Origin of the sequence: Aeromonas rivuli (assembly GCF_000820045.1) — a bacterium.
In the GTDB taxonomy this organism is placed as follows: domain Bacteria; phylum Pseudomonadota; class Gammaproteobacteria; order Enterobacterales; family Aeromonadaceae; genus Aeromonas; species Aeromonas rivuli.
This window is the reverse complement of sequence record NZ_CDBJ01000032.1, coordinates 55,404-79,779: the sequence shown is the minus strand read 5'-3', so window position 1 is coordinate 79,779 and position 24,376 is coordinate 55,404. Positions and strand designations below refer to the sequence as shown.

General features: G+C 61.8%; 26 protein-coding genes. 18 read left to right on the top strand and 8 right to left on the bottom strand.

The features are described from left to right. Nucleotides 1-61: 61 nt before the first annotated feature. The 3 genes from BN1130_RS07395 to BN1130_RS07385 all read right to left on the bottom strand — a co-directional run bounded on the left by BN1130_RS07395 (nucleotide 62) and on the right by BN1130_RS07385 (nucleotide 2,196). Nucleotides 62-496, bottom strand: a complete 435-nt coding sequence (locus BN1130_RS07395) for a nucleotide triphosphate diphosphatase NUDT15 (RefSeq protein WP_042041162.1) — start codon at nucleotides 494-496, stop codon at nucleotides 62-64. A 270-nt stretch (nucleotides 497-766) separates the two neighbouring features. Beyond that, nucleotides 767-1,771, bottom strand: a complete 1,005-nt coding sequence (locus BN1130_RS07390; RefSeq protein ID WP_042041161.1) for an NADP-dependent oxidoreductase — start codon at nucleotides 1,769-1,771, stop codon at nucleotides 767-769. Beyond that, nucleotides 1,768-2,196 carry an organic hydroperoxide resistance protein gene (locus tag BN1130_RS07385; protein WP_042041159.1) on the bottom strand — a complete coding sequence of 143 codons (429 nt, stop codon included), beginning with the start codon at nucleotides 2,194-2,196 and terminating at the stop codon, nucleotides 1,768-1,770. Before BN1130_RS07385 ends, BN1130_RS07390 begins: the two co-directional genes overlap by 4 nt. 141 nt (nucleotides 2,197-2,337) lie before the next feature. Here BN1130_RS07385 and BN1130_RS07380 point away from each other — a divergent pair, with 141 nt between their 5' ends. The 3 genes from BN1130_RS07380 to BN1130_RS07370 all read left to right on the top strand — a co-directional run bounded on the left by BN1130_RS07380 (nucleotide 2,338) and on the right by BN1130_RS07370 (nucleotide 3,493). Further along, the gene (locus BN1130_RS07380) at nucleotides 2,338-2,763 is read left to right on the top strand and encodes a MarR family winged helix-turn-helix transcriptional regulator (RefSeq protein WP_042041158.1); all 426 of its coding nucleotides are present in this window, start codon (nucleotides 2,338-2,340) and stop codon (nucleotides 2,761-2,763) included. A gap of 36 nt (nucleotides 2,764-2,799) precedes the next feature. Beyond that, a complete protein-coding gene (locus BN1130_RS07375) occupies nucleotides 2,800-3,030 on the top strand; it encodes a hypothetical protein (protein ID WP_370736602.1) in 231 nt (76 codons plus the stop codon). A gap of 148 nt (nucleotides 3,031-3,178) precedes the next feature. Next, nucleotides 3,179-3,493 carry a hypothetical protein gene (locus tag BN1130_RS07370; protein ID WP_042041156.1) on the top strand — a complete coding sequence of 105 codons (315 nt, stop codon included), beginning with the start codon at nucleotides 3,179-3,181 and terminating at the stop codon, nucleotides 3,491-3,493. Between the two features lie 86 nt (nucleotides 3,494-3,579). Here the strand turns inward: BN1130_RS07370 and BN1130_RS07365 are convergent, their stop codons facing one another. Together BN1130_RS07365 and BN1130_RS07360 are read right to left on the bottom strand one after the other, a co-directional pair. Then, nucleotides 3,580-4,056 carry an Lrp/AsnC family transcriptional regulator gene (locus tag BN1130_RS07365; protein ID WP_005904753.1) on the bottom strand — a complete coding sequence of 159 codons (477 nt, stop codon included), beginning with the start codon at nucleotides 4,054-4,056 and terminating at the stop codon, nucleotides 3,580-3,582. Nucleotides 4,057-4,388: 332 nt separating this feature from the next. Next, nucleotides 4,389-5,030 (bottom strand): helix-turn-helix transcriptional regulator, encoded by a 642-nt coding sequence (locus BN1130_RS07360; RefSeq protein ID WP_042041155.1) that lies wholly within the window; start codon nucleotides 5,028-5,030, stop codon nucleotides 4,389-4,391. Between the two features lie 195 nt (nucleotides 5,031-5,225). On the opposite strand from BN1130_RS07360, the gene BN1130_RS07355 reads away from it, so the two are divergent. Together BN1130_RS07355 and BN1130_RS07350 are read left to right on the top strand one after the other, a co-directional pair. Next, complete coding sequence (locus BN1130_RS07355) at nucleotides 5,226-6,464, top strand: MFS transporter (RefSeq protein ID WP_042041154.1); 1,239 nt, start codon at nucleotides 5,226-5,228, stop codon at nucleotides 6,462-6,464. Between the two features lie 69 nt (nucleotides 6,465-6,533). After that, nucleotides 6,534-7,349: a Cof-type HAD-IIB family hydrolase gene (locus BN1130_RS07350; RefSeq protein ID WP_042041153.1), complete on the top strand. Its 816-nt coding sequence runs from the start codon at nucleotides 6,534-6,536 to the stop codon at nucleotides 7,347-7,349. Between the two features lie 108 nt (nucleotides 7,350-7,457). Here BN1130_RS07350 and BN1130_RS07345 read toward each other — a convergent pair whose 3' ends face one another. Beyond that, nucleotides 7,458-8,027, bottom strand: a complete 570-nt coding sequence (locus BN1130_RS07345) for a DUF2799 domain-containing protein (protein WP_042041152.1) — start codon at nucleotides 8,025-8,027, stop codon at nucleotides 7,458-7,460. A gap of 215 nt (nucleotides 8,028-8,242) precedes the next feature. On the opposite strand from BN1130_RS07345, the gene BN1130_RS07340 reads away from it, so the two are divergent. From BN1130_RS07340 to BN1130_RS07330, 3 genes are all read left to right on the top strand, one after another. Further along, nucleotides 8,243-9,082 carry an isopenicillin N synthase family dioxygenase gene (locus BN1130_RS07340; protein ID WP_042041151.1) on the top strand — a complete coding sequence of 280 codons (840 nt, stop codon included), beginning with the start codon at nucleotides 8,243-8,245 and terminating at the stop codon, nucleotides 9,080-9,082. Between the two features lie 222 nt (nucleotides 9,083-9,304). After that, nucleotides 9,305-10,618, top strand: coding sequence for a sodium-dependent transporter (locus tag BN1130_RS07335; protein WP_042041150.1), 1,314 nt, complete (start codon nucleotides 9,305-9,307; stop codon nucleotides 10,616-10,618). A gap of 397 nt (nucleotides 10,619-11,015) precedes the next feature. Beyond that, entirely contained in the window at nucleotides 11,016-12,329 is a 1,314-nt protein-coding gene (locus tag BN1130_RS07330; RefSeq protein ID WP_042041149.1) for a sodium-dependent transporter, read from the top strand. Between the two features lie 88 nt (nucleotides 12,330-12,417). Here BN1130_RS07330 and BN1130_RS07325 read toward each other — a convergent pair whose 3' ends face one another. Together BN1130_RS07325 and BN1130_RS07320 are read right to left on the bottom strand one after the other, a co-directional pair. Further along, nucleotides 12,418-12,885, bottom strand: coding sequence for a hypothetical protein (locus tag BN1130_RS07325; protein ID WP_042041147.1), 468 nt, complete (start codon nucleotides 12,883-12,885; stop codon nucleotides 12,418-12,420). Between the two features lie 96 nt (nucleotides 12,886-12,981). Then, entirely contained in the window at nucleotides 12,982-14,352 is a 1,371-nt protein-coding gene (locus BN1130_RS07320; RefSeq protein ID WP_042041146.1) for an aminotransferase-like domain-containing protein, read from the bottom strand. 116 nt (nucleotides 14,353-14,468) lie between these two features. On the opposite strand from BN1130_RS07320, the gene BN1130_RS07315 reads away from it, so the two are divergent. From BN1130_RS07315 to putP, 10 genes are all read left to right on the top strand, one after another. Further along, nucleotides 14,469-15,065 (top strand): LysE family translocator, encoded by a 597-nt coding sequence (locus tag BN1130_RS07315; RefSeq protein WP_042041145.1) that lies wholly within the window; start codon nucleotides 14,469-14,471, stop codon nucleotides 15,063-15,065. A gap of 116 nt (nucleotides 15,066-15,181) precedes the next feature. Continuing rightward, the gene (locus BN1130_RS07310; RefSeq protein WP_042041144.1) at nucleotides 15,182-15,772 is read left to right on the top strand and encodes a LysE family translocator; all 591 of its coding nucleotides are present in this window, start codon (nucleotides 15,182-15,184) and stop codon (nucleotides 15,770-15,772) included. 105 nt (nucleotides 15,773-15,877) lie between these two features. After that, nucleotides 15,878-16,579, top strand: coding sequence for an aspartate/glutamate racemase family protein (locus BN1130_RS07305; RefSeq protein ID WP_042041142.1), 702 nt, complete (start codon nucleotides 15,878-15,880; stop codon nucleotides 16,577-16,579). Nucleotides 16,580-16,790: 211 nt separating this feature from the next. Beyond that, nucleotides 16,791-17,900, top strand: a complete 1,110-nt coding sequence (locus tag BN1130_RS07300; RefSeq protein WP_042041141.1) for a 1-acyl-sn-glycerol-3-phosphate acyltransferase — start codon at nucleotides 16,791-16,793, stop codon at nucleotides 17,898-17,900. Between the two features lie 111 nt (nucleotides 17,901-18,011). Next, a complete protein-coding gene (locus BN1130_RS23015) occupies nucleotides 18,012-18,137 on the top strand; it encodes a hypothetical protein (protein WP_269745780.1) in 126 nt (41 codons plus the stop codon). A gap of 61 nt (nucleotides 18,138-18,198) precedes the next feature. Further along, nucleotides 18,199-18,669, top strand: a complete 471-nt coding sequence (locus BN1130_RS07295; protein WP_042041140.1) for a NanQ anomerase/TabA/YiaL family protein — start codon at nucleotides 18,199-18,201, stop codon at nucleotides 18,667-18,669. A gap of 219 nt (nucleotides 18,670-18,888) precedes the next feature. Beyond that, nucleotides 18,889-20,088 carry an acetate kinase gene (locus BN1130_RS07290; RefSeq protein ID WP_042041139.1) on the top strand — a complete coding sequence of 400 codons (1,200 nt, stop codon included), beginning with the start codon at nucleotides 18,889-18,891 and terminating at the stop codon, nucleotides 20,086-20,088. A gap of 141 nt (nucleotides 20,089-20,229) precedes the next feature. Continuing rightward, nucleotides 20,230-21,504 carry a mechanosensitive ion channel family protein gene (locus BN1130_RS07285; RefSeq protein ID WP_042041137.1) on the top strand — a complete coding sequence of 425 codons (1,275 nt, stop codon included), beginning with the start codon at nucleotides 20,230-20,232 and terminating at the stop codon, nucleotides 21,502-21,504. 116 nt (nucleotides 21,505-21,620) lie between these two features. Then, nucleotides 21,621-22,541, top strand: a complete 921-nt coding sequence (locus BN1130_RS07280) for a L,D-transpeptidase family protein (RefSeq protein WP_042041136.1) — start codon at nucleotides 21,621-21,623, stop codon at nucleotides 22,539-22,541. A 275-nt stretch (nucleotides 22,542-22,816) separates the two neighbouring features. After that, nucleotides 22,817-24,325: a sodium/proline symporter PutP gene (putP, locus tag BN1130_RS07275; protein ID WP_042041135.1), complete on the top strand. Its 1,509-nt coding sequence runs from the start codon at nucleotides 22,817-22,819 to the stop codon at nucleotides 24,323-24,325. Nucleotides 24,326-24,376: the final 51 nt, after the last annotated feature.

Sequence of the window (24,376 nt, the reverse complement as noted above, 5' to 3'; positions counted from 1 at the left end):
GATTAGGTCGGCTGGCCCGGCTGCGGCAGATGGCGGTGCCCCGCCAACCAGCAGGCGAGGGTTACTCTGTCGGCTGGGGTAGATAGCAGCGCCCGGCCAGCCAGCAGGTGATGGACTGGCGACTGGCATCGAAGTGGGGCTCGGGCAGCGCGCGGGGATCGCACCAGAGCCAGCCCTCGCACTTGTCCGGCTCCAGCAGCTGTGGCTCTCCCTCCACCTCGGCCAGCAGGGTGACGGAGATGTAGTGCAGTCCGCTCTCGCGCCAGGTCTCCAGGTTGTTGGTGACGGCGATGACGCTGGGGTTGGTGATGAGAAAGCCTGTCTCCTCGGCCACCTCCCGGATGGCCGCCGACTCGAAGCTCTCGCCAAGCTCCAGGTGGCCGCCGGCGATGGACCAGTAGGGGGCGTGGCTCCCCTTGCGCTTGCCAAGCAGCACCTGGCCCTGATGGTTGACGAGGATGACACCGACCCCGACGCGAGGATAGGGAGTGGACATAAGAAGAGCTCCTTGCCGAAACGGGATGACGCTATAAAAAACGGGCCCACCTTAGGACGGATGGGCCCGTTTCGCAAGTTGCCGCTGGATGATCCCGGGGACACGGTAGCTTGCCGTTTCTCTCTCTGCCGATCAGATGGCTATCGCGATATCACATCTGCTTGGCAGATGGTAAATACACGGCCAGGGGCCCCACTGTGGCTGGCAGGCCGTCAGTCCAGCTTGATCTGCATCTTGCCGGCGCTGTGCCCCTCGATTTGTGGCTGGCTGTCAGCCCAGCTTGACCAGCATCTTGCCGGTGTTGCGGCCCTCGAACAGCCCAATAAAGGCCTGCGGCATGCTGGCCAGCCCCTCGCTGATGGTCTCCTCGGCCTGCAGGGCGCCAGCCTCGAAGGCGGGGATCGCCTCGGCCAGGAAGTCCCCGTAGTGTTGCCAGTGATCGGAGACCAGCAGCCCCTGCATCAGGATGCGCTTGCGGATCATCTGGGCCAGGTTGCGCGGGCCGCTCCCTTGGCCATTGCTGTTGTACTGCTCGATGAGGCCGCACAGCACGATGCGCCCGTGCAGTGCCATGTTGTTGAGGGCCGCGTCCAGCATGGCGCCCCCCACGTTCTCGAAATAGACCTGAATGCCATCCGGAGCGAGGCGGGCCAGCTCGGCGTCGAGATCCGGCGTCTCCCGATAGTTGATCACCGCATCTGCACCGAGCGTCTTGAGGTAGGCGACCTTGTCGGCGGAGCCGGTGGAGCCGATCACCCGGGCTCCGGCCCGCTTGGCAAGCTGCACCGCCATGGTGCCGACCGCGCCCGAAGCGGCCGAGACCAGCAGGGTCTCACCGGCCTGCAGGCGGGCGACCTTGTGCAAGCCCGCCCAGGCGGTCATGCCCGGCATGCCGAGGGCGCCGAGGAATAGTTGGGATGGCAGCGCCGTGGCGGGCAACCGGGTCAGCTGCTCCCCCTTGGCGACGAAGGCGTCTCGCCAGCCCAGCATGCTGCTCACCCGGTCACCCACCTTGAAATCGGGATGGCGCGACGCCTGCACGGTGCCGATGGCACCGCCGTCGAGGGCGCTGTTAAGGGCGAAGGGCGGCACATAGCTCTTGGCCAGGGACATGCGGCCCCGCATATAGGGATCCACCGACAGCCACTGGTTGCTGACCTGGACTTCGCCCTCTTGCAGAGGAGGCAGCAGGATCTCGGTCAGGGTGAAATCGGCCAGGTTCGGCAGGCCGGACGGGTAGCGCAGCAGTTGGATCTGGCGGCTGATCTGGTTCATTTGGTCTCCTCCAGCAGTTGGCCGTTGAGCAGCAGGCGAGTGGCGACATTGCCGCGCATAGCATTGGAGAAGGGGCAGGTCTGGTGCGCCTGACGCACTATCTGCTCGGCATGACTGCCTGTGAGTGTGACGTCCAGTTCGATGGCGAAGGTGAAGGTACCGTCGGCGCGAGCCAGCAGATCGACCGTGGTGGCGACGGGAGCCGTGTCGAGCGGCGCTCCCAGGGCCTTGGCGACATGGAGCAGGGCATTGGAGAAGCAGGCGGCATAGCCGGCGGCCAGCAACTGCTCCGGGTTGTTGCCCTGGCCGTTGCCGCCGAGGGCGCTTGGCAGTGCCAGGGCCAGCTGCAGTGTGCCGTCCTGGGTGTGAACTTCACCGTTGCGACCGGCCTGGGCCAGTGCCTGGGTGCGATAGAGGCTCTTCATGGTGGTGTCTCGCTTTCATTTGTGTGCAAAGTAAATTCAGGCTAATACCGCACCGGGCTTTTGACAACCACTTTGTGTGCAAAATATTTGGGTAGAGAGTAATGTCGGGTATACTGGCGGCATAGCCAGCGAGGTAGTGTCATGAGCGAATTGAAGAAGCAGGTCTGTTTTGCACTCTATAGCGCCTCCAATGCGGTGATGCGTGCATATCGCCCCCTGCTGGATCGGCTGGATCTCACCTACACCCAGTATCTGGTGATGCTCTCCCTCTGGGCCGAGGATGGCGTCAGTCTCAAACAGATTGGCCAGGATACCGGGCTGGATGCGGGCACCCTGACCCCCATCGTCAAACGGCTGGAGAGCAAGGGCTGGCTCACCCGCAGCGTGTCGGCCGAGGATGAACGGCAAAAATGCGTGGTGCTGACCGAGGCGGGTCGCGCCTTGCAGGGCGAGGTGCGCGCCAGCTGCCTGGCCGACAACTTGCGCAATCAGGTGGACTTGAACGATGCTGAACTGACCCAGCTCAAGGGACTGTGCGATCGCATCTCGAGCCAGCTGGGACGCTAGTCAGATCAGACGATGAGGAGTTCAGGGATGATAAGGATAAGCAGATTGGCCCCCCTGCTGGGGCTCTTTCTGGTGGCCTGTGGCGGCACGGGTCAACATAGCCGCCCTCTGGAGATAGATGATGCCGATGCCTGGCGCGCCATCTGCAAGGATGGTACCCGTGTCAAGGCGGTGCGTGAGGAGGGGATCTGTGACGATCACCATGGGCTGGCCATGTGGATGAATAAGCCAAGGGAGGCGGCCATGGCAGAGGAAGCCACCAAGTGAGGCGAGATCCCCATCACAAAATGACGTAACCGACCGCTTTGGTCGGTTTTTTTCGCGATCCTGTTAACAGTTTGCCCCATCGTTCATGGTGCGCTCACTTTTCTCTTCGCATACTGGCTCCATCAGTCCCACGTGAGGAGTACCAGAAATGCAACATTGGGTCGGACTCTCCATCCTATGGGGGCTAGCCAGTTTTGGAGTGCAGGCCGATTTCATCGAGAGCCGGGATCCGGTGGAGCCGCTGTGGCACGCCCAATCCGAGGTCGAGATGGAAGGCTACTTGATAGAATCCCTTGGGGAGAGGCGCTGGGTATTCGATACCGGTTCGGACAGCCTGCTGGTTGAGCTGCCCCAGGGGCAAGCCGCCCAGACGGATGAGCGATTGGTGCTCAGTGGCGCGCCCCGCCAGGCCGCCGAAGGCTGGCTGCTGCAAGTCGAGGATGTCACTGCGGCATCGAGCTGACCGGTCAAGGGGAGATCAATAGCGAAGAGGAGGCCCAGGCCTCCTCTTCTTCATGATGTTGCATCGTCATCAGCGGCTTGTCAGCCTCAGCCCAGGTGGTTCAGGGGCAGCGCCGTCTTCTGCTTGATGCGGCGCAGCACGAAGCTGGATCGTACCCCGGTCACCCCGGGAATGTGGGTCAGCTTGTCCAGCAGGAAGTGCTGATAGTGCTCCATGTCGCGCACCACCACCTTGAGCTGGTAATCCGCATCGTTGCCGGTGATGAGGTCGCATTCGAGCACTTCCGGCAGCGCCGAGATGGCGGTATCGAAGTTCTCGAATCGCTCAGGAGTGTGCCTGTCCATGGAGATGTGGATATAGGCGGTGAGAGTCAGCCCCAGCTGGCGGGCGTTGAGCAGCGTGACATGGGCATCGATCAGGCCCGCATCCTCCAGTGCCTTGACCCGTCGTGAGCAAGGGGAGGGGGAGAGGCCGACCAGCTCGGCCAGTTCCAGGTTGCTGATGCGACCATTCTCCTGCATCAATTCCAGAATATGACGGTCGATACGATCCAGTTTCAGCATACTTTGTCACCCTGTCGCAATGTTTTGTTGTCTTTGGCTAGATTAAGGGTGAGTCATTGCAAAAACAATCGAAAATAACCAACTCTTCGCAACCACTCACCCGGGGCCTCCGGGTAATATGAACTCATCAAACGGTGGTCAGGCAGTGGCAGCATCCAGCCCCTGCGGCGACGAGTTCAACCGGACTCCGAGCACCACAAGACGTCACGCCTCATCGGGCCATGACAGACAGATGCGGGCTTACCGGTCCGTAGCAAACAACAAAGCAGGCCTCCCGGCGCCTGCTTTGTTGTTTTTGGTCGCCTCGGGGCTGGCTGGCTCGGCTCAACGGCTTACTGCTCAGGGGCCGCAGTGTGAGCCGGGGGGCTGATGCGATAGAGGCAGCGGTGATCGCCGCTGAGCAGATATTGCTCCCGCTCGACCCGGGCCGGGGCCAGCAACTCGGCGAAGATGGCGAGTTCGCTGCGACAAAAACCCAGGCAACCCCGCGCCGCGACACAAATAGGACAGTGACTCTCCCACAATAGCCAGCTGCCATCCTCCTCTTTGCTCGCCTCGGCCATATAGCCTTCCCGGGTACGCAAGACCGCGAGCTCGACCACCCGCTCGGGCAAGGAGAGCCCGGCCAGCTGCGCCCGATAGCGTCCCAGTTGCTGCTGCTCACGCTCGGCAATCACCTTGTCCAGCCCACTCTCCCCAAACAGCTGTTGCACCGTGTCAATCAGACGCAGGGTCAGCTCGCCATGGCCATCCGGGAAGCGCTGCCAGGCCTGTTCGGTCAACAGCCAGAGCCGGCTCGGCCGTCCCCGTCCCCGGGCCTCATCCCTGAAGGTCACCCAGCCGTCGTTCTCCATGGCATGCAGGTGCTGGCGGGCACCCATGGAGGTCATCTGCAACTGCTCGCCGAGGGCCGCAGCGCTCTGGGGGCCTTGGGTTTTTAACAGGTGAAGTATCTTGTCGGTGCTGGCGTTCATGGGTTACCCGCTGTTATCTGCAACGGCTTCTGAGGGCGGTCTTTTCCAGGCGTTGCTGCCTGAGTCGCTCATCTGCGCCGGTACTCATAGGGTCATTATGGGTAGAGTGATTTTTTAAATCAATAATTCACTTTACAAAACATGCCCTGCTCAGCAGTATAAATAAACTTATAACTTTACTTAATGGTGAGTGCGATGGAGAGCCGCAGAGACAAGGTGAGTCTGTGGGTGCTGGTGATGACGGTGACCCTGGCGGTGGCAGGCTTTAGCTTGCCCTCCCCGGTGTTGGCGCCCCTGATGCTGGATCCGGCGCAAGGCATGCTGGCCCCTGACGCCTCGGACTGGAGCCGCAAGGTGTGGCTGGGGGTCGTGATGGGGCTCTACCCCCTGTTCCAGTTGCTGGGGGCGCCTTTGCTGGGTCTATTGTCGGATCGCTATGGCCGCAAACCCATTCTGATGGTCTGTCTGGTCGGTGTCCTGGCGGGTTATGCCTTGATGGCACTGGGGATCGCCTGGCGATCCCTGCCGATCTTGCTGCTCAGCCGGGTGCTGGAAGGCTTCTTCAATGGTGATATCGCCATCGTGCAGGCGATGGCGGCGGACATGAGCACGACCAAGACCAAGGCCCGCAACTTCTCCATGATCAATATCGGCATGAATCTGGGTTGGGTGCTGGGTCCCATGATTGGGGGTTATGCCGCCGTCATCTCCGGGGATTACAGCGTGGCGGCCTGGTTGGCGGTGGCCATGACCGCGGCCAACTTGCTGCTCGCCCTCTGGTTATTGCCCAACCGGCCTCCACTGCCTGAGGCTGCCACGGCGCCGCGCCTGTCGAATCGCGCCCTGCTGCTCGCACCCGCCTTGTTGCCTTACTTCGCCTTGACCCTGATGAGCTATGGCGCAGTGCAACTCTACTTCAGTTACTTCAATGTCTGGTTGGTGGAAGAGCTGACCTGGGATCCGGCGCAACTGGCGCAAGGGGCCGTGCTGGTGAGCGTGCCGCTGATGTTGGGTTCTTGGCTGGGGGGCTGGCTCTCGCGACACTGGCGCGGCAGCTCCCTGGGGATAGTGGGTCATCTGCTGATGGCGGTGGGCATGTTGATGTTCATCCTGCCGAGTCAATGGTGGGGCTTGGCGCTCACCTTCATTCCCGCCGGTATCGGCATGAGCCTGGGGGAGTTGGCGACCTCGGTGGCCATCTCCAATCGCAGCTCGGCCGAACAGCAGGGCCAGGCCATGGGGCTCTACCGTGGTCTGGCGGTGAGCAGTGAAATTGTCGCCGTGGTGCTGGGCAGCCTGGTGCTGCTGGCGGGCAATCAGTGGCCCTTCTATCTGGCGGCGGCCTGCTCTGTGCTCTGTGCGCTGGGTTTCTATGCTCTGCGTCGCCGGGCAAACCGGGACAGACAGATCACAGAATGGGCCCCTCAGGCCTGATGGGGCTTGCATCCCGGGGGCGACTCTGGGAATTTATCCCCTCTTCTGTTTCGCCTGTTTGGAGGGAATATGACGCAGTACAGAGCCATAGCGCTCGATATGGATGGCACGCTGTTGACCCGGGATCACCAGATTTCGAGCGCGACCCGGCAGGCGCTGGCCGATGCGCGTGCCCAGGGCATCAAGGTGCTGCTGGTCACGGGCCGACACTTCATGACGGCGCGTCCCTTCCATCATGAGCTGGGGCTGGATACTCCCATCATCTGCAGCAATGGTGCCTATCTCTACGATCCGCTCGGGGATCGCATCCTGAGCGGGGATCCCCTTGCCAAGGACCCCTTGGCCACGTTGCTGGCCGCCATGGCAGAGGAGCAGGTCGAAGCCCTGGCTCACCTCTCCCAGGGGATTGGCCACCTGGGTTGCGAGCCTTATGTCACCCGGGTGCGCAGCTGGTCGGCCAGCGTGGAGGAGCAGCATAGAGTGCAGTTCCTGCCCCAGAGCAGTGCCCAATTGCTGGCCCAGCCCGAGGTGTGGAAGCTGGAGCTGTTCAGCCAGGAGCCCGCTCACCTGCACGATTTTGCCAGTCGGGTGATCGAAGGGTTGCCCTTCACCCAGGATTGGGCGGCGCCCTATGCGGTCGAGCTGGTCAAGCCCGGTTGCAGCAAGGGCAACCGGCTGGCCCAGTGGGCGGCGGGGGAGGGGATCGCCATGAGCGAGGTGGTGGCCTTTGGCGACAACAACAACGACATCAGCATGTTCGAACAGGTAGGGCTGGCGGTCGCCATGGGCAACGCGGCGCCGCAGATCCAGGGGCTGGCTCACAAGGTCACCGCGGATCACAACGAGGATGGCATCGCCCTGGGCCTGGCGCGCTGGGTGCTTTAGTTGCGCCAGCTTGACCCTTGATAGCAAGAGGCCGATGCAGTGCATCGGCCTCTTCTCATGGGGCTGTGGCCAGAGCGCATCGGGCTCGGCGCCATGGGTGCTGCGAACTTACAGCTTGAACTCGATCACCCGGGGCGGATAGCGCAGCCGGCTGTATTCGTCGCGCAGGGCCCTGTCGCGACGTATGGCGCGCTCCCGTTGATAACGGTAGCTGTCACGCTGGGCACTGTCGTTCTCCTTGCGGATCAGTTGTTCCAGCTGATAGATGTCTTGCTCGTTTTGCGAGATGGCATTGGCCAGCTCATTGAGGCGGGCGGCCAGCTGGTACTCCTGGTGGCCCCGTTCAAACTGGCGCAGGAAGGTCTCGTCATTGGGGCAGACCCCTCGGTACTCCTCCCCATCTCGTCCCTTGCGATAGGCCAGCTCGGGGATACAGTAAAGCTCGAGTCCCTTTTTATAACCCCGCTGCCACTCCCCCTGATCGACCTTGATGCCATATTCGCCACAGCTTGCGCCATAAGCCTTGCTCGCATCCGGTCCCTTGCCCTGCTCGCCATCGGCAAAGCCCTGGTTATACCAGCTCATGGCGGCGCACTCCTCCTGGGAGAGGCTGCTGCAGGCGCCCAGTAACAGGCAACAACCAACGACAAGCCCCTTGGCCAGTGTCTGTTTCATCATCCAAACGCTCCTTGCTGCGCCGCATTGCGGGCATGTCATCAGATGGCGCATTCTAGGAGCCGGTTCGTCCGGGGACAAGAGGGGGCTGGACGGTTTTCCAGGGCGGATCGGCCTGTGGGAGCGGACGCTGCGATGAGGTGGTCGGCAAACCTTTTCTTACCGGTCACATGGGGGTAAACTTGCGGCCACTTTTTAACAGCAGTGCAACAGCAACCATGAAAGTCCTGACCGTCGACTACCGGGCGCCAGACGCCGCCCAGCGCTTCACCGAATCCCTGCGTACCACCGGCTTCGGTGTGCTGACCAATCACCCTATCCCCAAGGAACTGGTGCAGGGAATTTACGACAACTGGTATCGCTTCTTCATGAGCGAACAGAAACAGGACTTTCTGTTTAACCGGGAGACTCAGGATGGCTACTTCCCGCCGTCGGTTTCCGAGGTGGCCAAAGGCCAAAGCCAGAAGGACATCAAGGAGTACTTCCACCTCTATCCCTGGGGCCAGATGCCCGAGGAGCTGAAGGCGCAAGCCATGGAGTACTACCAGCTGGCCAACAACCTGGCCGCCGAGTTGCTGGGGTGGGTCGAGCAGTACACGCCGGGTGAGATAGCCGCCAACTACAGCTGCCCGCTCTCCTCCATGATAGAAGAGAGCCATAAGACCCTGCTGCGGGTGCTGCACTATCCACCCTTCGATGGCACCGAAGCACCGGGCGCCATTCGCGCCGCCGCCCATGAAGATATCAACCTGCTCACCATCTTGCCCGCGTCCAATGAGCCCGGTCTGCAGGTGATGGGGTCCGATGGGGAGTGGATGGATGTGCCCTGCGACTTTGGCACCCTGATCATCAACATCGGTGACATGCTGCAGGAAGCGTCCGCCGGCTACTACCCCTCCACCACCCATCGCGTCATCAATCCGGCTGGCGGCAGCGCCAACAGGTCACGGATCTCTCTGCCGCTGTTCCTGCATCCGCGTCCGGATGTGGTGCTTTCAGAGCGCCACACGGCTCACAGTTATCTGATGGAGCGGTTGCGCGAGCTGGGCGTGATCTAAGCCTGCAGCCCCTGTCATGGCAGGTCAAAACCGGAGCAAATGTGCTCCGGTTTTTGTTTGTTAGCAGCAAAGCAATTAAATCTGAATTTTATTGGTGAAGTGTGCTAATAAATCGAATTTATACCCGTTTTTGTTGATTGTGATTGCGCAGCCCCTCCCTTACTCTGGCCGCCGCTTTTCGCCAGCGGCCCTGTGGGCCCTGGCCTCGACCCCGGAGTTCATATGCAGCAGTCCCAATGGTCATCCCGGCTGGGTTACATTCTCGCCGCCGCAGGTTCGGCGGTGGGCCTCGGCGCCATCTGGAAGTTTCCCTATGTCACAGCGGCCAACGGCGGTGGCGCCTTCCTGCTGGTGTTCCTGCTGTTCAGCTTCACCCTGGGGGTGGCCGTGCTGATGGGGGAGACCCTGCTCGGCAGCCGGAGTCGGCGCGGTGTGGTGGGTGCCTTGGCCAGCCTGCTCGGCAAGCGCTGGCGCTGGCTCGGGGTCATGGGCCTGCTCTGCAGCCTGCTCATCTTCTGCTTCTACAGCGTGGTGGGAGGCTGGACCCTGGGTTACACCGGCATGGCACTGGCCGGCAGCCTCAACAGTGGGGATGGCGCCGCGCTGACCGCCCGCTTCAATGACTATGTGGGGGATCCCGTCTGGCCACTGCTGACTCACTTGCTGTTTGCCGCGCTCACCTGGTGCTGTGTACAGGGCGGGGTACAAAAAGGGGTGGAGCGAACCTTGCGCTGGATGATGCCGAGTCTGCTGCTGATGATGATGCTGCTCGCCGTGGTGGGGCTGACCCTGCCCGGTGCCATGGATGGGGTACGCCACTTCCTGCTGCCGGATTTTAGCAAGCTCGGCATGAACGGGGTGCTCGACGCCCTGGGTCTGGCCTTCTTCTCCCTCTCCATCGGCCTTGGTATTCACACCACCTATGGCGCCTATCTGCCCGACAGTGAAGGGGTGGGGCGCTCCAGCCTCTGGGTGGTGCTGCTGGCGAGCCTGATTGCCGTGCTGGCCGGCTTGATGATCTTCCCGGTGCTGGCGGCGACTGGCATCGATCCTGCGGCGGGGCCGGGTCTCACCTTCATGACCATGCCTGCGGTGTTCCAGCAGCTGCCCTTCGGCCAGGGGCTGGCGACCGTCTTCTTCGCCTTGCTGGTGGTGGCGGCGCTCTCTTCGGCCATCTCGCTGCTCGAGCACCTGCAATGCTTCGTCAGCGAGAGCTGGGGCTGGAGCCGCCGCGCCAGCTGCACCCTGATAGTCGCCCTGGTGATGGTGGGTGGCATACCGGTCAGCCTCTCCTTCGGCCCCTGGTCCGAGATCACCCTCTTTGGCCGCAACATCTTCGAGTTGCTCGATTTTGTCACCTCCAACGTGCTGATGCCGCTGTTTGGCCTGGGGTTGACCCTGCTGCTTGGCTGGAAACTGGGGCGGCAAATCCTGCCCCGGGGGCTGACGCTCTCCTGGCAACGCGTGTTGCTCGGCTGCTGGCGCTGGCTCGCCCCCTTGCTGATCGGCGGCATCCTGATCCGCGGTCTGGTGTGAGGAGGCGCGTCAAGACCGGGTTGAGCCAGTCGACGCGGCTGGGCGCCAATGGCCTGGTTAAGGGGTCGCCAGAGGAACGGCTGGTTTTGGGTAGCACGACTCGATCAAATACTGCTCAAATGGATGAAAGTATAATTTTCAACTAATTCAGTGCAAAAACACTGACTGGATCTGTCAACTTGCCTTGCCATGGTTTAGGCTGTCGCCTCGTTTTCTCGATGGTCTCTATCCCATGTCACTTCGTCTGGTTCGGTTTGGTCGATTTAGTCGCGCCGACTAAAGGGGTGAGCTTGCAGACATCAGTTATCCGGATTTCATTGCAAGGGTCGCCTCAGGGCGGCCCTTTTTGTTATTTGTCCATCATGGAGTCAATCATGTTGTCCTCAAGGGAGTTGGTATGAGCCAGGTGCAGTGGTCTTCTCGTCTCGGTCATGTGCTGGCCGCCGCCGGTACGGCGATAGGTCTCGGCGCTATCTGGAAGTTTCCGTATGTGACCGCCACCAATGGCGGCGGCGCCTTCCTGCTGCTGTTTCTGCTGTTCAGTTTCACCCTGGGGGTGGCCGTGCTGGTGGGGGAGACCCTGCTCGGCAGCCAGAGCCAGCGTGGGGTGCTCGGCGCCTTCAAGAAGCTGGTCGGGCCTAACTGGCGCTGGATGGGCTACATGGGCATCTTGTGCGGCTTTTGTATCTACAGCTTCTACAGCGTGGTGGGGGGCTGGACGGTCGGTTATGTGGGGCTGGCGGCCATGGGCCGCCTCAACCTGAGCGAGGGCGAGGCGCTGACGGCCCTGTTCAACGGTTATGTCAGCAATCCATGGTGGCCGGCGCTGACCCACTTGGTGTTTGCGGGTCTCACCTGGTGGTTCGTGCAGGGCGGTATCCAGAAAGGGGTCGAGCGGGCGCTGCGCTGGATGATGCCGGCGCTGTTCATCATGATGTTGCTGCTGGTGGTGGTCGGCCTCTCTCTGCCCGGCTCCATGGCCGGGGTGCGCCAGCTGCTGCTGCCGGACTTCAGCAAGCTGAGCGGCGAGAGTGTGCTCGACGCCCTGGGGCTGGCGTTCTTCTCCCTCTCTATCGGACTCGGTGTGCATACCACTTATGGTGCCTATTTGCCCAACAGTCAGGGCGTGCTGCGCTCCGGGGTCTGGGTGGTCACCCTGGCCAGCCTGATCTCGGTGCTGGCCGGTCTGATGATATTCCCGGCACTGGCGTCGACCGGCATCGATCCGAGCGCGGGCCCGGGCCTCACCTTTATGACCATGCCTGCGGTGTTCAACCAGCTGCCCTTTGGCCAGGGCCTGGCCCTGGTCTTCTTCCTGCTGCTGCTGGTGGCGGCGCTCTCCTCCTCCATCTCCATGCTGGAGCATCTGGTGCGGTTCACCTGCGAGGAGTGGGGCTGGTCGCGGCGCAGCGCCTGCCTGGTGCTGACCCTGATGATCATGGCGACCGGGGTGCCGGTCAGCCTCTCCTTCGGGATCTGGTCCGAGGCGACCCTGTTTGGCAAGACGCTGTTCGAGCTGCTCGACTACCTCACCTCCAACCTGATGATGCCGCTGTTTGGCCTGGTGCTGACCCTGCTGCTCGGCTGGCGACTGGGGGACAAGATGCTGCCCGACGGCGCCCATCCGCTGGCGCGGTTCGCGTTGCTCTGGTGCTGGCGGCTGGTCGCCCCACTGCTGATCGGCGGCATCTTGCTGCGTGGTCTGCTCTAGGACGGGCCACTCGTGGTGAAAAAGGGTTGGCCGGTGGCCAACCCTTTTTTGATCCTCTGCGCGGCTGGTCGCGCCGCTGACCCCGGCGTTATTGCAGGCCGGGCCCCTTGACCGAGAAGGGGCAGTCACGCTGGTTGATGAGCCGCTCTCCCTGGCCGCTGGCTCCCTGCCAGCGCAGCGCGAGCTGGCCGAGCAGGCCCAGATGGCGCAGCTCAAACTCGTAATCCAGGCAAGGATTGCCGAGGGGGAGAGTCGTCACCCCGTGGGGCAGGCGGTAGTCGTAGCTCAGCCGTGGGCCATCTACCAGGGTTTGCCGCACCGGGATCAGGCCCTGGGGGCCTGCTGTCTGGGTCGTCAGCGCCTGGCGCAGAGTGAGCGGTGCATCTATCGCTTTTTGATAATGGAGGCTGTTCATGGCGGCGAGCTGCTCTTCCAGCCGTTGCAGTTCGTTATCCAGGCCACCGATGACCTGCTCCAGCTGTTGTTGGCGGGCGGGCATCGCGCAACCGGCCAGCAACAGGCTGATGAGCAAGAGGGGAATGCGGGTCACATGCATGGGCTCTCCGTCGAGCGCATCGTGCTGAACACCATCGACTCGCACGGAGGGCGATTGCGGAAAGGCAGGGTGCACAGCGGGTTGAACGGCCACTGACTATAGCAAGGAGTTTGCAGGGGGGGCAGCGCGCAGCAGCCCGGCGAGGCGATCCAGTCCCTCTGCCACCTTGGCATCGGTCGCTGGCTGACTCAGGCTCAGGCGTACCCCCTGAGGGGCCGCAAACTGACCGGCGGCAAAGTGCTCACCACTCGCGACCCCGACATCGAGGGCGTCGGCGGCCTGCGCAAACTCCTGGCTGCGCCAGGGTTCTGGCAGGGGGAGCCAGGCATGCATGGAGCCGGGCTGCCAGCACGCGCCCGGCAGCAGGTGGCGAAGCAGCTCGCCGCGCCGGGTCAGCACCTGGCGCTGCTGGGCGATGAGGGCCATCACCTGGCGTTCACTGACCAGCTTGCAGGCCAGCTCGATCAGCAGCGGGCTGACCATCCAGCTCGAGAGCCGCATCGCCTGGGCGAAGGCGGCACGCAGGGCGGGTGGTGCGAGCAGGAAGCCGACCCGCAACCCCCCGCAGGCAATCTTGGCCAGGCTGCCGAGGTAGATGACCCGCTCCGGCGCCAGGTTGACCAGGGGCGTCAGCGGTGTCTCGGGCAGCAGGCCGTTGACGTCATCCTCGATGATGAGCAGGTCGTGACGGCGGGCGAGGGCGATGATGGCCTCGCGCCGGGCCAGGCTCATGATGGCCGTGGTGGGATTTTGCAGGGTAGGGGTCAGGTAGAGCAGCTTGGCACGACGCTGGCGGCAGGCCGCCTCCAGCGCCTCGGGCAACAGTCCCTCTTCGTCCATGGCGAGCCCTACCACCTGATTCTTGAGCTGGCGCGCGTTACCGAGCAGGCCCGGGTAGCTGAGCCCCTCGCATAAAATGGTCTCACCCACACAGCCGGTGGCGAGCAGGGCCAGCATGATGCCGTGCTGGGCGCCGTGACTGAACAGCAGCCGCTCCTCGCTGCCCGCTATGCCCTGCTCCCCCAGCCAGTCGACGAACAGCTGGCGCTGATCCACCCGCCCCGCCTCCTTGTCATAGCCGAGCAGGCTATTGAGATCTCCCCCGGCCAGGGACTCGATCAAGGGACGGAAGATAGCGGCCCGATCGAGCTGGACCGGCAGGTTCTGCCACAGCTCGATGCGTCCCTCCTCCTCGTTGCGGATCACCCAGTCACTGGCGGCATCGTTGCCCTTGACCCAGGTGCCATGTCCCACCTTGGCCGCCAGCAGGCCACGCCGCTCCGCCTCGCCATAGGCGCGGGTGATGGTGCCAACGGTGACTCCCAGCCTGTCGGCCAGCGCCCGGTGGGTGGGCAGCCGGGTGTGGGGAGTCAGCTCACCGTTGTCGATGGCTTGTTCTATGGCCTTGACCAGCTTGAGGTAGAGGGGGCCTTCGAAGGTCGAGAGCTTGGGCGTCCAGATTGTCATGGTGACAATAAATCCATTGATCCATTTGTATGGTCAATATAGCGTGATATTCAGCCTGTTCACAACCCACAAGCTCACATTGTACCGATACAATGTGGCAAGAAAGGAGTCACCTCATGACCATTGAATGGTATGCCACCCTGTTTGGCTTTGCCCTGCTCACCTGCGGCACCCCGGGGCCCAACAACTTGATGTTGACGGCATCCGGCGCCAACTTCGGGGTACGCCGTACCCTGCCACACCTGTTCGGTGTGGTGGTCGGCCAGCCAGTATTGCAGCTGGTGCTGGCGCTAGGCTTCTACCCGCTGTTCGAGCGCTGGCCCCTGCTCAAGCTGAGCCTGCAGGTGCTGGGCAGCCTCTATCTGCTGTGGCTGGCCTGGCGCATCGCCGTGGCCGGTGCGCCCGGCGATCCGGCCAGGCGCGCCCGCCCGCTGACCCTGCTGGAAGGGCTGGGCTTCCAGTTCCTCAACCCCAAGGCCTGGATGATGGGCATCTCCGCCATCAGCTTGTTCAGCCTGCCGGGTAGCGACTACTGGGCGAGTATGTGGGGCATCATGTCCGTCTTCCCCATGGCGGGGCTGCCGGTCTGCTTTGTCTGGGTGCTGTTCGGTCATCAGCTCAGTCGCTGGATCAACTCGGACCGAGGCTGGCGCCGCCTCAATGGCAGCCTGGGGGCGCTCACCGCCCTGTGCGTGGTGATGCTCTGGTATTGATGGCTGCCTGATCAAGCATGCAAAGAAATGCATTGCCAGCCTTGTCGTCAGGGCAGAGGCTCTGCATATTAGAAGCCTTGCCCCATATCGGGTTGTTGGTATCAAAAGAGGTTGAGATGGATCTGAACTGGTTGTTGCCCCTGGCGGGTTTTGCATTGATCACTTGTGGTACGCCGGGTCCCAATAACATGCTGCTCACCAGTGCCGGGGCCGCTCAGGGATTTGGCCGCAGCGTGCCACTGCTGGTGGGGGTGGTGGGGGGCATCAATCTGATGATCCTGGCCACAGCCCTTGGCCTGGGGGTGTTATTTGAGCGGGTGCCGCTGCTTCACGAGGCGCTCAAGGTAGCTGGCTCCCTCTATCTGTTGTGGCTGGCCTACAAGGTGGCGACGGCCAATGGCCCCGCCGAGGGGAACCGGCCGCTGATCCCGGCCCATCAGGGCGCCCTGTTGCAACTGCTCAATCCCAAGGCCTGGATGATGGCGCTCTCCGCCATCAGCGGCTTCACCCTGGCGGGGGAGGCCTACTGGCCCTCGGCGTTCTGGGTACTGGGCATCTTCTTCCTGACCGGTCTCTACACAGGAGCATTTTGGGTACTGTTTGGTGCCCAGGTGCGCCGCTTCATTCACACGGCCCGCGGCTGGCGTCGTTTTAACCTCGGCATGGGGATCGCCACGGCGGCCTGCGTGCTGATGATCTGGATCTAGGCTCTGAAAGCAATCTGTTTTGTTGCTGGCCCTGCGGGGCCTTTTTTGTCCGTATAACGCACCGCAACCCAGAGGGCGAGGCGGCGCGAGAGGAGAGGCGAGCGAATGAAATGCATAGGTGTGTTAGGGGGCATGAGCTGGGAGTCGAGCCTCAGCTATTATCAGGCGCTCAATCGCGGCGTCAGGGGGCGGCTCGGGGGCCTGCATTCGGCGCGGGTGCTGCTCAACAGCGTCGACTTTGCCGAGATAGAGCGGTTGCAGCACGCCGGAGACTGGCCCGCCACCGCCCGGCTGCTCGGCAAGGCGGCCCAGAGTCTGCAAGCGGGCGGGGCCGACTGCCTGCTGATCGCCACCAATACCATGCACAAGGTGGCCGACGAGATAGCAGCCTCCGTGGATATTCCTCTGCTGCATATCGCCGATGCCACCGCCCTGCGGCTGATTGAAGATGGCATCGGCACAGTGGGACTGCTTGGCACCCGCTTCACCATGGAGCAGGATTTCTACAAGGGGCGCCTTCGGGACAAGTTTGGACTCAAGGTGCTGGTGCCAACGGCGGCGGCCCAGGCGAGGGTGCACCGCATCATCTATGAGGAGCTCTGTCTGGGTGAGATAAAAGAGGCATCCAGGGCTGACTATCTGGCCATCATCGGGGAGCTGGCGGCGGCGGGGGCCGAGGCGGTGATCCTGGGGTGTACCGAGATAGCCCTGCTGGTCGGCCCGGAGCACACCAGAGTGCCGCTCTACGACACGGCGGCTCTTCACGCCGAGGCCGCGGTGGCCTGGGCGCTGGACTCATCCTCCTGACGTTGGCGGCGGTGGGTTGGCTGCCCACCGACATTTCGATGAAAACTGTTATCAATTGACTCTCTTGTTAGCCTCCTTGCCCTTGTCTTGATGCCGGTCAGATCGCATATCACTCTTTGTGGCATAGTCCTCGGGGTAAAAGTGTGTAAAATTGCGCCCTGAATTTTGGCCGACTCTTTGGCCAGCCTCCCTCTCAAGTAAGGCGGAACCGGTGACAGAAGTAGACAGATTCGCAGACATTCGCCCCTATCATGATGACGAAGTTCCCGCGGCCATTGAGCGTCTCATCCAGGACGATGAGTTCATCGGTGCCATCGCCAAGTACCGTTTCGGCGCGCTGATGAACTGGTTCGGCTGGGCGCTGCGCCCGCTGATCCGTTACTTCCTGCGCAGCAAGTGGCGCCATGTCACCACAGTGCACCAGGTGCAGATGGGGGTGACTCGCTACATGAACCGCATGATAGGCAGCTCCACCAAGGGGGTGACCTTCTCCGGCATCGAGCACCTCAAGCAGGGGCAGGGCTATCTGTTTGTCTCCAACCACAGGGACATCGCCATGGATCCCGCCTTCGTCAACTGGGGGCTGCATACCCATGGCTTCGAGACGGTGCGCATCGCCATCGGTGACAACCTGCTGCGCAAACCCTGCGCCACCGAGCTGATGAAGCTCAACAAGAGCTTCATCGTCAAGCGCTCCGCCAAGGGGCCGCGAGAGATGATGAAGGTGCTGGGCGAGCTGTCGGCTTACATCGGTCAGTCGGTGCACGAGGGGCACTCCATCTGGATAGCCCAGCGGGAAGGGCGCGCCAAGAATGGGGATGACAAGACGGATCCGGCCATCCTCAAGATGTTCTACGTCGATGGCAAGAAGCAGAAGATCCCGTTCGCCGACTACATGCGCAGCCTCAACATAGTGCCGGTCAGCATCAGCTACGAGCTGGATCCCACCGACAAGGCCAAGGCGCGCGAGCTCTACGAGAAGTCCGTCAACGGCAGCTACGAGAAGGGCGAGTTTGAGGATATCGAGAGCATAGTGGCCGGTATCGTCGGCCAGAAGGGGCGGGTCCATGTCGCCTTTGGTGCGCCCATCACCGAGGGCTTCGAGGACCCGGATCAGCTGGCGGCGCTGATCGACAAGGCCATCTGGGGCAACTATCGCCTCTTCCCCGGCAATTACCTGGCGGCAGATGTGCCCAACAAGGCCAACACCCTGGAGCAGGCGGCATTCTTGACCCGCCAGTCCGAGGTGCCCGAGGAGCACAAGGCCATCTGGCGCGCCATGTACGCCAAGCCGGTCGAGAATGCCAGCAAGGTGCAATGAATCAGGCGGCACACTAAAAAAACGGGAGCTTAGGCTCCCGTTTTTGCGCCTGGTCAAAGTTGCTGGCAATCGAGTAGTGAATAATATTGTTTCAGCTGGTACGATCATCGGGTGAGTGAGCGGGTATCCCTTGGCAAGTCACGGGCGACTGTGCAACAGTGGTTCGGCACCAACCGGATGACCCTGACTCCTCTCGGTCTGCATGGATGGCAGACGGCGCTAGACAAGGACCTTTAACGGGTCCTTTTTCATTGGCAGGCAAAGATAGAAGGCGAATACACCTAAGGATGCGCATCTCATGATCACCGGCAGTCTGGAAACCTTACAACGCACCCCCTTGCCCACCCCGCTGGCCCGCATCATGGCCGAGGTGGTGAAAGAGGTCGCGCACTGGCTGAATGCGCCCCTTGGCAAGACCGAAATCGATGGATTGCGGCTGTTTTGCCTGGTGAGCGAGGAGCTGACGGAGCCCGTCGCCGCGCGCCGAGGTGAGTTTCATGAACAGTATCTGGATATCCAGCTGCTGCTGCGTGGTGAGGAGTGGATCGGCGTCGGGCCTCATGCCTACGTCAATGACGGCGCCGATCACCCCCATCCCGATCTCTGGTTCGTCGATGACGAACAGACCAGTTATCTGGCGTTGCAGCCCGGCGACTTTGCCATCTTCTGGCCGGGAGAACTGCATCGCCCTCTCTGTACCCTGACCACCCCCGCCAAGGTGAAAAAGTTGGTGGTCAAGGTTCACAAGGATCTGCTGACAGCGTGCTAGTCAGCAGTGCGGGGGCCAGGCTCCCGCCCACGACGAGGCCGGTTCCGAAGAACGGTGGCTTGTCCCCCTTGAAGAGTCGATGAGTGCGCCAGGCACTCACTGCATTGAAAAATTGGGCGCACTTTCCTGCGGCCATAAGCCCCCGGCAGGGGAAATCCCATCCCTCGCGGATGACACGACACTGTCGGCGTAACGCCGGCTCACAGGAAGATGTAGACGATGAGCAAGTTGGTACTGATCCTTAACTGCGGTAGCTCTTCCCTGAAATTTGCCGTCATGGATGCCACAACAGGCGAGGACATGCTGTCCGGCCTGGCCGAATGCTTCAATCTGGATGATGCCCGTATCAAATGGAAACTCCACGGAGTCAAGGGTGAAGCCATGCTGGGGGCGGGTGCCGCTCACCAGGCGGCCCTCGACCACATAGTGGACCAGATCCTGCCCCAGGATCCCTCTCTGGCCGAGCAGTTGGTGGCCATCGGCCATCGCATCGTGCACGGTGGCGAGCAGTTCTCCCGCTCGGTGCGCATCGATGATGCCGTCATCGCCGGTATCGAAGCCGCCATTCCGTTCGCGCCCCTGCACAACCCGGCCCACCTGATCGGCATTCGCGCCGCATTGAAGGTGTTCCCGGCGCTGGCCGAGAAGAACGTGGCCGTGTTCGACACCGCCTTCCACCAGACGCTGCCGCAAGAGGCCTACCTCTACGCGCTGCCCCATCACCTCTATCGCGAGCACGGCATCCGCCGCTACGGCGCCCACGGCACCTCTCACCGCTTCATTGCCGAAGAGAGTGCCAAGGCACTGGGCAAGCCGCTGTCCGAGCTCAACATCATCAACTGCCACCTCGGTAACGGCGCCTCCGTCTGTGCGGTACGCAACGGTGAGTCGGTTGATACCTCCATGGGGCTGACGCCGCTGGAAGGGCTGGCGATGGGGACTCGCTCTGGTGACATCGATCCCGCGGTGGTCTTCTTCATGCACGATCAGCTCGGTTACAGCGTGGACGAGATCAACCATGTGCTGACCCGCGAGTCCGGCCTGCTGGGCCTGACCGAAGCGAGCAGCGACTGCCGCTATGTCACCAGCAACTATGCCACCGACGCCGGCGCCAAGCGGGCGCTGGATGTGTTCACCTACCGGGTGGCCAAGTATGTCGGCGCCTATGCCGCCGCCATGGACGGTCGCCTCGATGCCCTGGTGTTCACCGGTGGTATCGGCGAGAACGCCGCCATGGTGCGTGAGATGGTGCTGGACCGCTTGGCCCTGTTCGGCTTCAAGGTAGATAAAGAAGCGAACAATGCCGCCGTGCTCGGTGGCGAGGGTCCCATCACGGCCGAAGGCAGCCGTCTGGCGCTGGTGATGCCTACCAATGAAGAGCTGGTGATTGCCCGTGACGCCCTGGCGCTGGTTGGCTGAGACTCTCTCTTTCCGACAGCAACGCCGGCCATGAGCCGGCGTTGCTGTTTAATTTGTCAGCCGATTTGACATATGTCGCCAGATCCGTAGTCTGACCGATTCACAGCAACCCTCCCCGCAGCATAGAGAGGATATGAAGGCATGAGAGAGTCACTATTTGCCTGGTTAAACTCACAAGGCATCACGACCACCGGGCCCATGGCACTGGCGCTGACGGTTGGTTTTATTCTGCTGACCTCTCTGCTGCTGCACCTGGTGTTGCACCGTTATGTGCTGGTGGTCCTGACCAAGCAGCTCGGCCGCTGGCTGCAAGTCTGGCTGCCGCCCCAGTTGCAGCAGAAGATGTTCGATCGCTTCGCGTTTGCCTTGCAGGGCGCCGTGCTGCTGGCCCAGGCCGAGATCTGGCTGGCGGGTTATATCGAGAGCCTGCACCTGATGGAGACGATCGCCCAGATCTGGATCCTGTTATTCCTGTTGCTAGGCAGCTTCTCGGTGCTCGACTGCATTTTGTTTATCAGCCGCCGCGCCCCGGTCGGCAAGACGCTGCCCCTGCGCGGCATCTTCCAGGGGGTCAAGCTGATGGGCAGCATCCTGGTCGGCATAGTGATGCTGGCCCTGCTGATGGGGAAATCGCCGGTTATCTTGTTCAGTGGCCTGGGCGCCATGACCGCCGTGCTGATGCTGGTGTTCAAGGACCCCATCCTCGGCCTGGTGGCCGGGATCCAGCTGTCGGCCAACAGCATGCTCAATGTCGGCGACTGGTTGCAGATGGACAAATACGGCGCCGATGGCGAGGTGATCGACATCGGGCTCACCACGGTCAAGGTCTCCAACTGGGACAAAACCATCACCACGATCCCGACCTATGCGCTCATCTCCGACTCGTTCAAAAACTGGCAAGGGATGACGGAAGCTGGCGGACGTCGCATCAAACGCTGCGTCAATATCGACATCACCAGCGTGCGTTTCCTCGAGCACGACGAGTTGCTCAAACTCAGTCATGCCAAGTTGCTTGCCCCCTATCTCAGCCGCAAGGAGCAGGAGCTGTCCCGCTACAACCAGCAGCTGGCCGGCGAACTGGCTACTCCGATCAATGGCCGTCATCTGACCAATCTGGGCACCTTCCGCGCCTATTTGCAGGCTTATCTCCAGGCTCACGCCTCCATCCGCAAGGACATGACGTTGATGGTGCGTCAGTTGGCACCCACTCCCGATGGGGTGCCGCTCGAGATCTACTGCTTCACCTCGACCACGGCATGGGCCGAATATGAGGGGATCCAGGCCGACATCTTCGATCATCTGTTTGCGGTGATAGGGGAGTTTTATCTGCGCCTGCACCAGACGCCGACCGGTCATGATCTGAGGTCATTGCAGGGATCGGGCGTGGGCAGAAGCAGACTCGGTCAGAGCGCCTGATTATCCTGCCATTTGCCAGTTGAATTTTTAGCCGGACCGGAGAAGAATAGCGGGCCGTTTTTAGGCGGTCGGTGCGGCCGGAGCCCGCCGGAGCCAGTCATCATTACAGGACAATTATGAACAGCCTTCGCTTTACCCTGACCAGCCTGCTGCTTGGCCTGGCCGTGACCAGCCTGCCGGCCTGGGCCCTCGAGTACCCGCTGCCGGCGGCCAACAGCCGTCTGGTCGGTGAGAATGAGCAATATGTGGTGCCAGAAGGCAAGGGAACCCTGGAAGACATCGCCGCCAAGTATCAGCTTGGCCTGACCAACCTGATGGAAGCCAACCCCGGTGTGGATCCCTTCCTGCCACTGCCGGGTAGCACACTGACCATTCCCCATCAACTGATCCTGCCCGATGCGCCCCGCGAGGGGATCGTCATCAACGTGGCCGAGATGCGTCTCTACTACTACCCCAAAGGCCAGAAGGTGGTGGAAGTGCTGCCGATCGGCATCGGCCAGCTCGGCACCGATACCCCGGAAAACTGGGTGACCAGCATACAGCGCAAGCGGGCCAATCCGACCTGGACTCCCACCGCCAAGGTGCACAAGGAGTATGCCGAGCGGGGTGAAACCCTGCCTGCGGTCTGGCCAGCTGGCCCGGACAACCCCATGGGACTCTACGCACTCTATATCGGCAACCTCTATGCCATTCATGGTACCAACGCCAACTTCGGCATAGGGCTGCGGGTCAGCCACGGCTGCGTGCGACTGCGCAATGATGATATCGAGTATCTGTTCAAGAAGATCCCGGTCGGCACGCGGGTCCAGTTCGTCAACCAGCCGGTCAAGGCCAGTGTCGAGCCCGATGGCACCCGCTATCTGGAAGTGCATCAGCCCCTGTCACGCACCGAGGAAGAGATGGCGTCCAAGGCACCGGCACCCTTGCCGATGACCCCGACGATTACCCGCTTCCTGGCCAATGCCGACAGCGATTCCCAGCGCGTCAAACAGGCGCTGGAACAGCGTAGCGGCATGCCGCAGGCCATCAGCCTCTAAGGCGTTGCCAAGCAGGATCCCTGGCAGACAGTGCTGCCGAGGATCCCGATGACCCTAGCCCCTGCCAATGCAGGGGCTTTTTGTTGTGATGATCAGCACAATATCCGGATTTTAAACCGCTGATTAGGCAGTTAATTAGATGAAAAACGTTTTACAACTGTTTTTTATTTGTTAAAAACAGTTGAGAAGAGAGGATCGGCTGATTAAGCTAGGGCGTTTTTTAAAGGAGGGTTCGTCCATAGAACGCACCCCGGAGTCACACAAGGGAGTATTGCATGACAGCTAGCACACCTATGTTAATCACCTTTTTGGTGTACATATTGGGGATGGTGCTGATAGGTTTTATCGCCTATCGCGCCACCAAAAACTTCGATGACTACATCCTCGGTGGCCGTCGTATGGGGAGCTGGGTGACCGCGCTCTCCGCCGGCGCCTCCGACATGAGTGGCTGGCTCCTGATGGGCCTGCCGGGTGCCGTCTACCTTGGCGGCATCTCCGAGGGCTGGATTGCCATCGGCCTCATCATAGGGGCTTACTTCAACTGGCGTCTGGTAGCGGGCCGTTTGCGAGTCCACACCGAGAAGAACAACAACGCCCTGACCCTGCCTGACTACTTCACCTACCGCTTCGAAGACAAGAGCCGGGTGCTGCGCATCCTCTCCGCCGTGGTGATCCTGCTGTTCTTCACCATCTACTGCGCCTCCGGTGTGGTCGCCGGTGCCCGCCTGTTCGAGAGCACCTTCGGCATTGATTACGATACCGCGCTCTGGATTGGCGCCGCTGCCACCATCACCTACACCTTCTTCGGTGGCTTCCTGGCGGTGAGCTGGACCGATACCGTCCAGGCGACCCTGATGATCTTCGCCCTGATCCTGACCCCGGTGTTCGTGCTGATCGCGGTGGGCGGTGTCGATACCGCCATGGTGGAGATCGCGGCCAACAATGCCAGCCATCTCGACATGTTCAAGAACCTGGATGTGATCGCCATTATTTCCCTCATGGCCTGGGGCCTGGGTTACTTCGGTCAGCCCCACATTCTGGCCCGCTTCATGGCGGCCGGTTCCCATCAGACCATGGTCAATGCCCGTCGCATCAGCATGACCTGGATGGTGCTCTGCCTCGGCGGCGCGGTCGGTGTCGGCTTCTTCGGCCTCTCCTACTTCGCCAGCTTCCCCGAGCAGGCAGCCGGAGTGAGTGCCAACCCGGAGCGGGTCTTCATCGAGCTCTCCAAGATACTGTTCAACCCCTGGATTGCCGGTATCCTGCTCTCCGCCATATTGGCGGCGGTGATGAGTACCCTGAGCTGCCAGCTGCTGGTCTGCTCCAGCGCCATCACCGAAGATCTCTACAAGCCCTTCCTGCGCAAGAATGCCACTCAGGCTGAGCTGGTCTGGGTCGGTCGTTGCATGGTGCTGCTCATCGCCGTCATCGCCATCATGGTGGCCCGCAACCCGGAAAACCGGGTGCTGGGGCTGGTCAGCTACGCCTGGGCAGGCTTTGGTGCCGCCTTCGGCCCGCTGGTGCTCTTCTCCGTGCTCTGGGCGCGCATGACCCGCAACGGTGCCCTGGCGGGCATGCTGGTCGGTGCCATCACCGTCATCGTCTGGAAACAGTTCGGCTGGCTGGGTCTGTACGAAATCATCCCGGGCTTCGTCTTTGCCAGCATCGCCATCGTGCTGTTCAGTCTGCTGGGCAAGGCGCCCTCCAAGGCCATGGTGGAGCGCTTCGATGAGGCCGAGCGGGAGTTCCAGGCCCCCATGCCTGATGCCATCCCGGTGAAATGACCTCAGTGACAGCCAACAAAAAGCCCCGCAACTGCGGGGCTTTTTCATGGC

What these genes read in the sequence shown, in the direction of transcription:
- BN1130_RS07325 (WP_042041147.1), bottom strand. Translation starts at nt 12,885, where the DNA reads ATGCATGTGACCCGCATTCCCCTCTTGCTCATCAGCCTGTTGCTGGCC.
- BN1130_RS07370 (WP_042041156.1), top strand. Translation starts at nt 3,179, where the DNA reads ATGCAACATTGGGTCGGACTCTCCATCCTATGGGGGCTAGCCAGTTTT.
- putP (WP_042041135.1), top strand. Translation starts at nt 22,817, where the DNA reads ATGACAGCTAGCACACCTATGTTAATCACCTTTTTGGTGTACATATTG.
- BN1130_RS07315 (WP_042041145.1), top strand. Translation starts at nt 14,469, where the DNA reads ATGACCATTGAATGGTATGCCACCCTGTTTGGCTTTGCCCTGCTCACC.
- BN1130_RS07355 (WP_042041154.1), top strand. Translation starts at nt 5,226, where the DNA reads ATGGAGAGCCGCAGAGACAAGGTGAGTCTGTGGGTGCTGGTGATGACG.
- BN1130_RS07380 (WP_042041158.1), top strand. Translation starts at nt 2,338, where the DNA reads ATGAGCGAATTGAAGAAGCAGGTCTGTTTTGCACTCTATAGCGCCTCC.
- BN1130_RS07345 (WP_042041152.1), bottom strand. Translation starts at nt 8,027, where the DNA reads ATGATGAAACAGACACTGGCCAAGGGGCTTGTCGTTGGTTGTTGCCTG.
- BN1130_RS07320 (WP_042041146.1), bottom strand. Translation starts at nt 14,352, where the DNA reads ATGACAATCTGGACGCCCAAGCTCTCGACCTTCGAAGGCCCCCTCTAC.
- BN1130_RS07395 (WP_042041162.1), bottom strand. Translation starts at nt 496, where the DNA reads ATGTCCACTCCCTATCCTCGCGTCGGGGTCGGTGTCATCCTCGTCAAC.
- BN1130_RS07280 (WP_042041136.1), top strand. Translation starts at nt 21,621, where the DNA reads ATGAACAGCCTTCGCTTTACCCTGACCAGCCTGCTGCTTGGCCTGGCC.
- BN1130_RS07295 (WP_042041140.1), top strand. Translation starts at nt 18,199, where the DNA reads ATGATCACCGGCAGTCTGGAAACCTTACAACGCACCCCCTTGCCCACC.
- BN1130_RS07360 (WP_042041155.1), bottom strand. Translation starts at nt 5,030, where the DNA reads ATGAACGCCAGCACCGACAAGATACTTCACCTGTTAAAAACCCAAGGC.
- BN1130_RS07385 (WP_042041159.1), bottom strand. Translation starts at nt 2,196, where the DNA reads ATGAAGAGCCTCTATCGCACCCAGGCACTGGCCCAGGCCGGTCGCAAC.
- BN1130_RS07390 (WP_042041161.1), bottom strand. Translation starts at nt 1,771, where the DNA reads ATGAACCAGATCAGCCGCCAGATCCAACTGCTGCGCTACCCGTCCGGC.
- BN1130_RS07330 (WP_042041149.1), top strand. Translation starts at nt 11,016, where the DNA reads ATGAGCCAGGTGCAGTGGTCTTCTCGTCTCGGTCATGTGCTGGCCGCC.
- BN1130_RS07350 (WP_042041153.1), top strand. Translation starts at nt 6,534, where the DNA reads ATGACGCAGTACAGAGCCATAGCGCTCGATATGGATGGCACGCTGTTG.
- BN1130_RS07335 (WP_042041150.1), top strand. Translation starts at nt 9,305, where the DNA reads ATGCAGCAGTCCCAATGGTCATCCCGGCTGGGTTACATTCTCGCCGCC.
- BN1130_RS07285 (WP_042041137.1), top strand. Translation starts at nt 20,230, where the DNA reads ATGAGAGAGTCACTATTTGCCTGGTTAAACTCACAAGGCATCACGACC.
- BN1130_RS07290 (WP_042041139.1), top strand. Translation starts at nt 18,889, where the DNA reads ATGAGCAAGTTGGTACTGATCCTTAACTGCGGTAGCTCTTCCCTGAAA.
- BN1130_RS07340 (WP_042041151.1), top strand. Translation starts at nt 8,243, where the DNA reads ATGAAAGTCCTGACCGTCGACTACCGGGCGCCAGACGCCGCCCAGCGC.
- BN1130_RS07365 (WP_005904753.1), bottom strand. Translation starts at nt 4,056, where the DNA reads ATGCTGAAACTGGATCGTATCGACCGTCATATTCTGGAATTGATGCAG.
- BN1130_RS07310 (WP_042041144.1), top strand. Translation starts at nt 15,182, where the DNA reads ATGGATCTGAACTGGTTGTTGCCCCTGGCGGGTTTTGCATTGATCACT.
- BN1130_RS07305 (WP_042041142.1), top strand. Translation starts at nt 15,878, where the DNA reads ATGAAATGCATAGGTGTGTTAGGGGGCATGAGCTGGGAGTCGAGCCTC.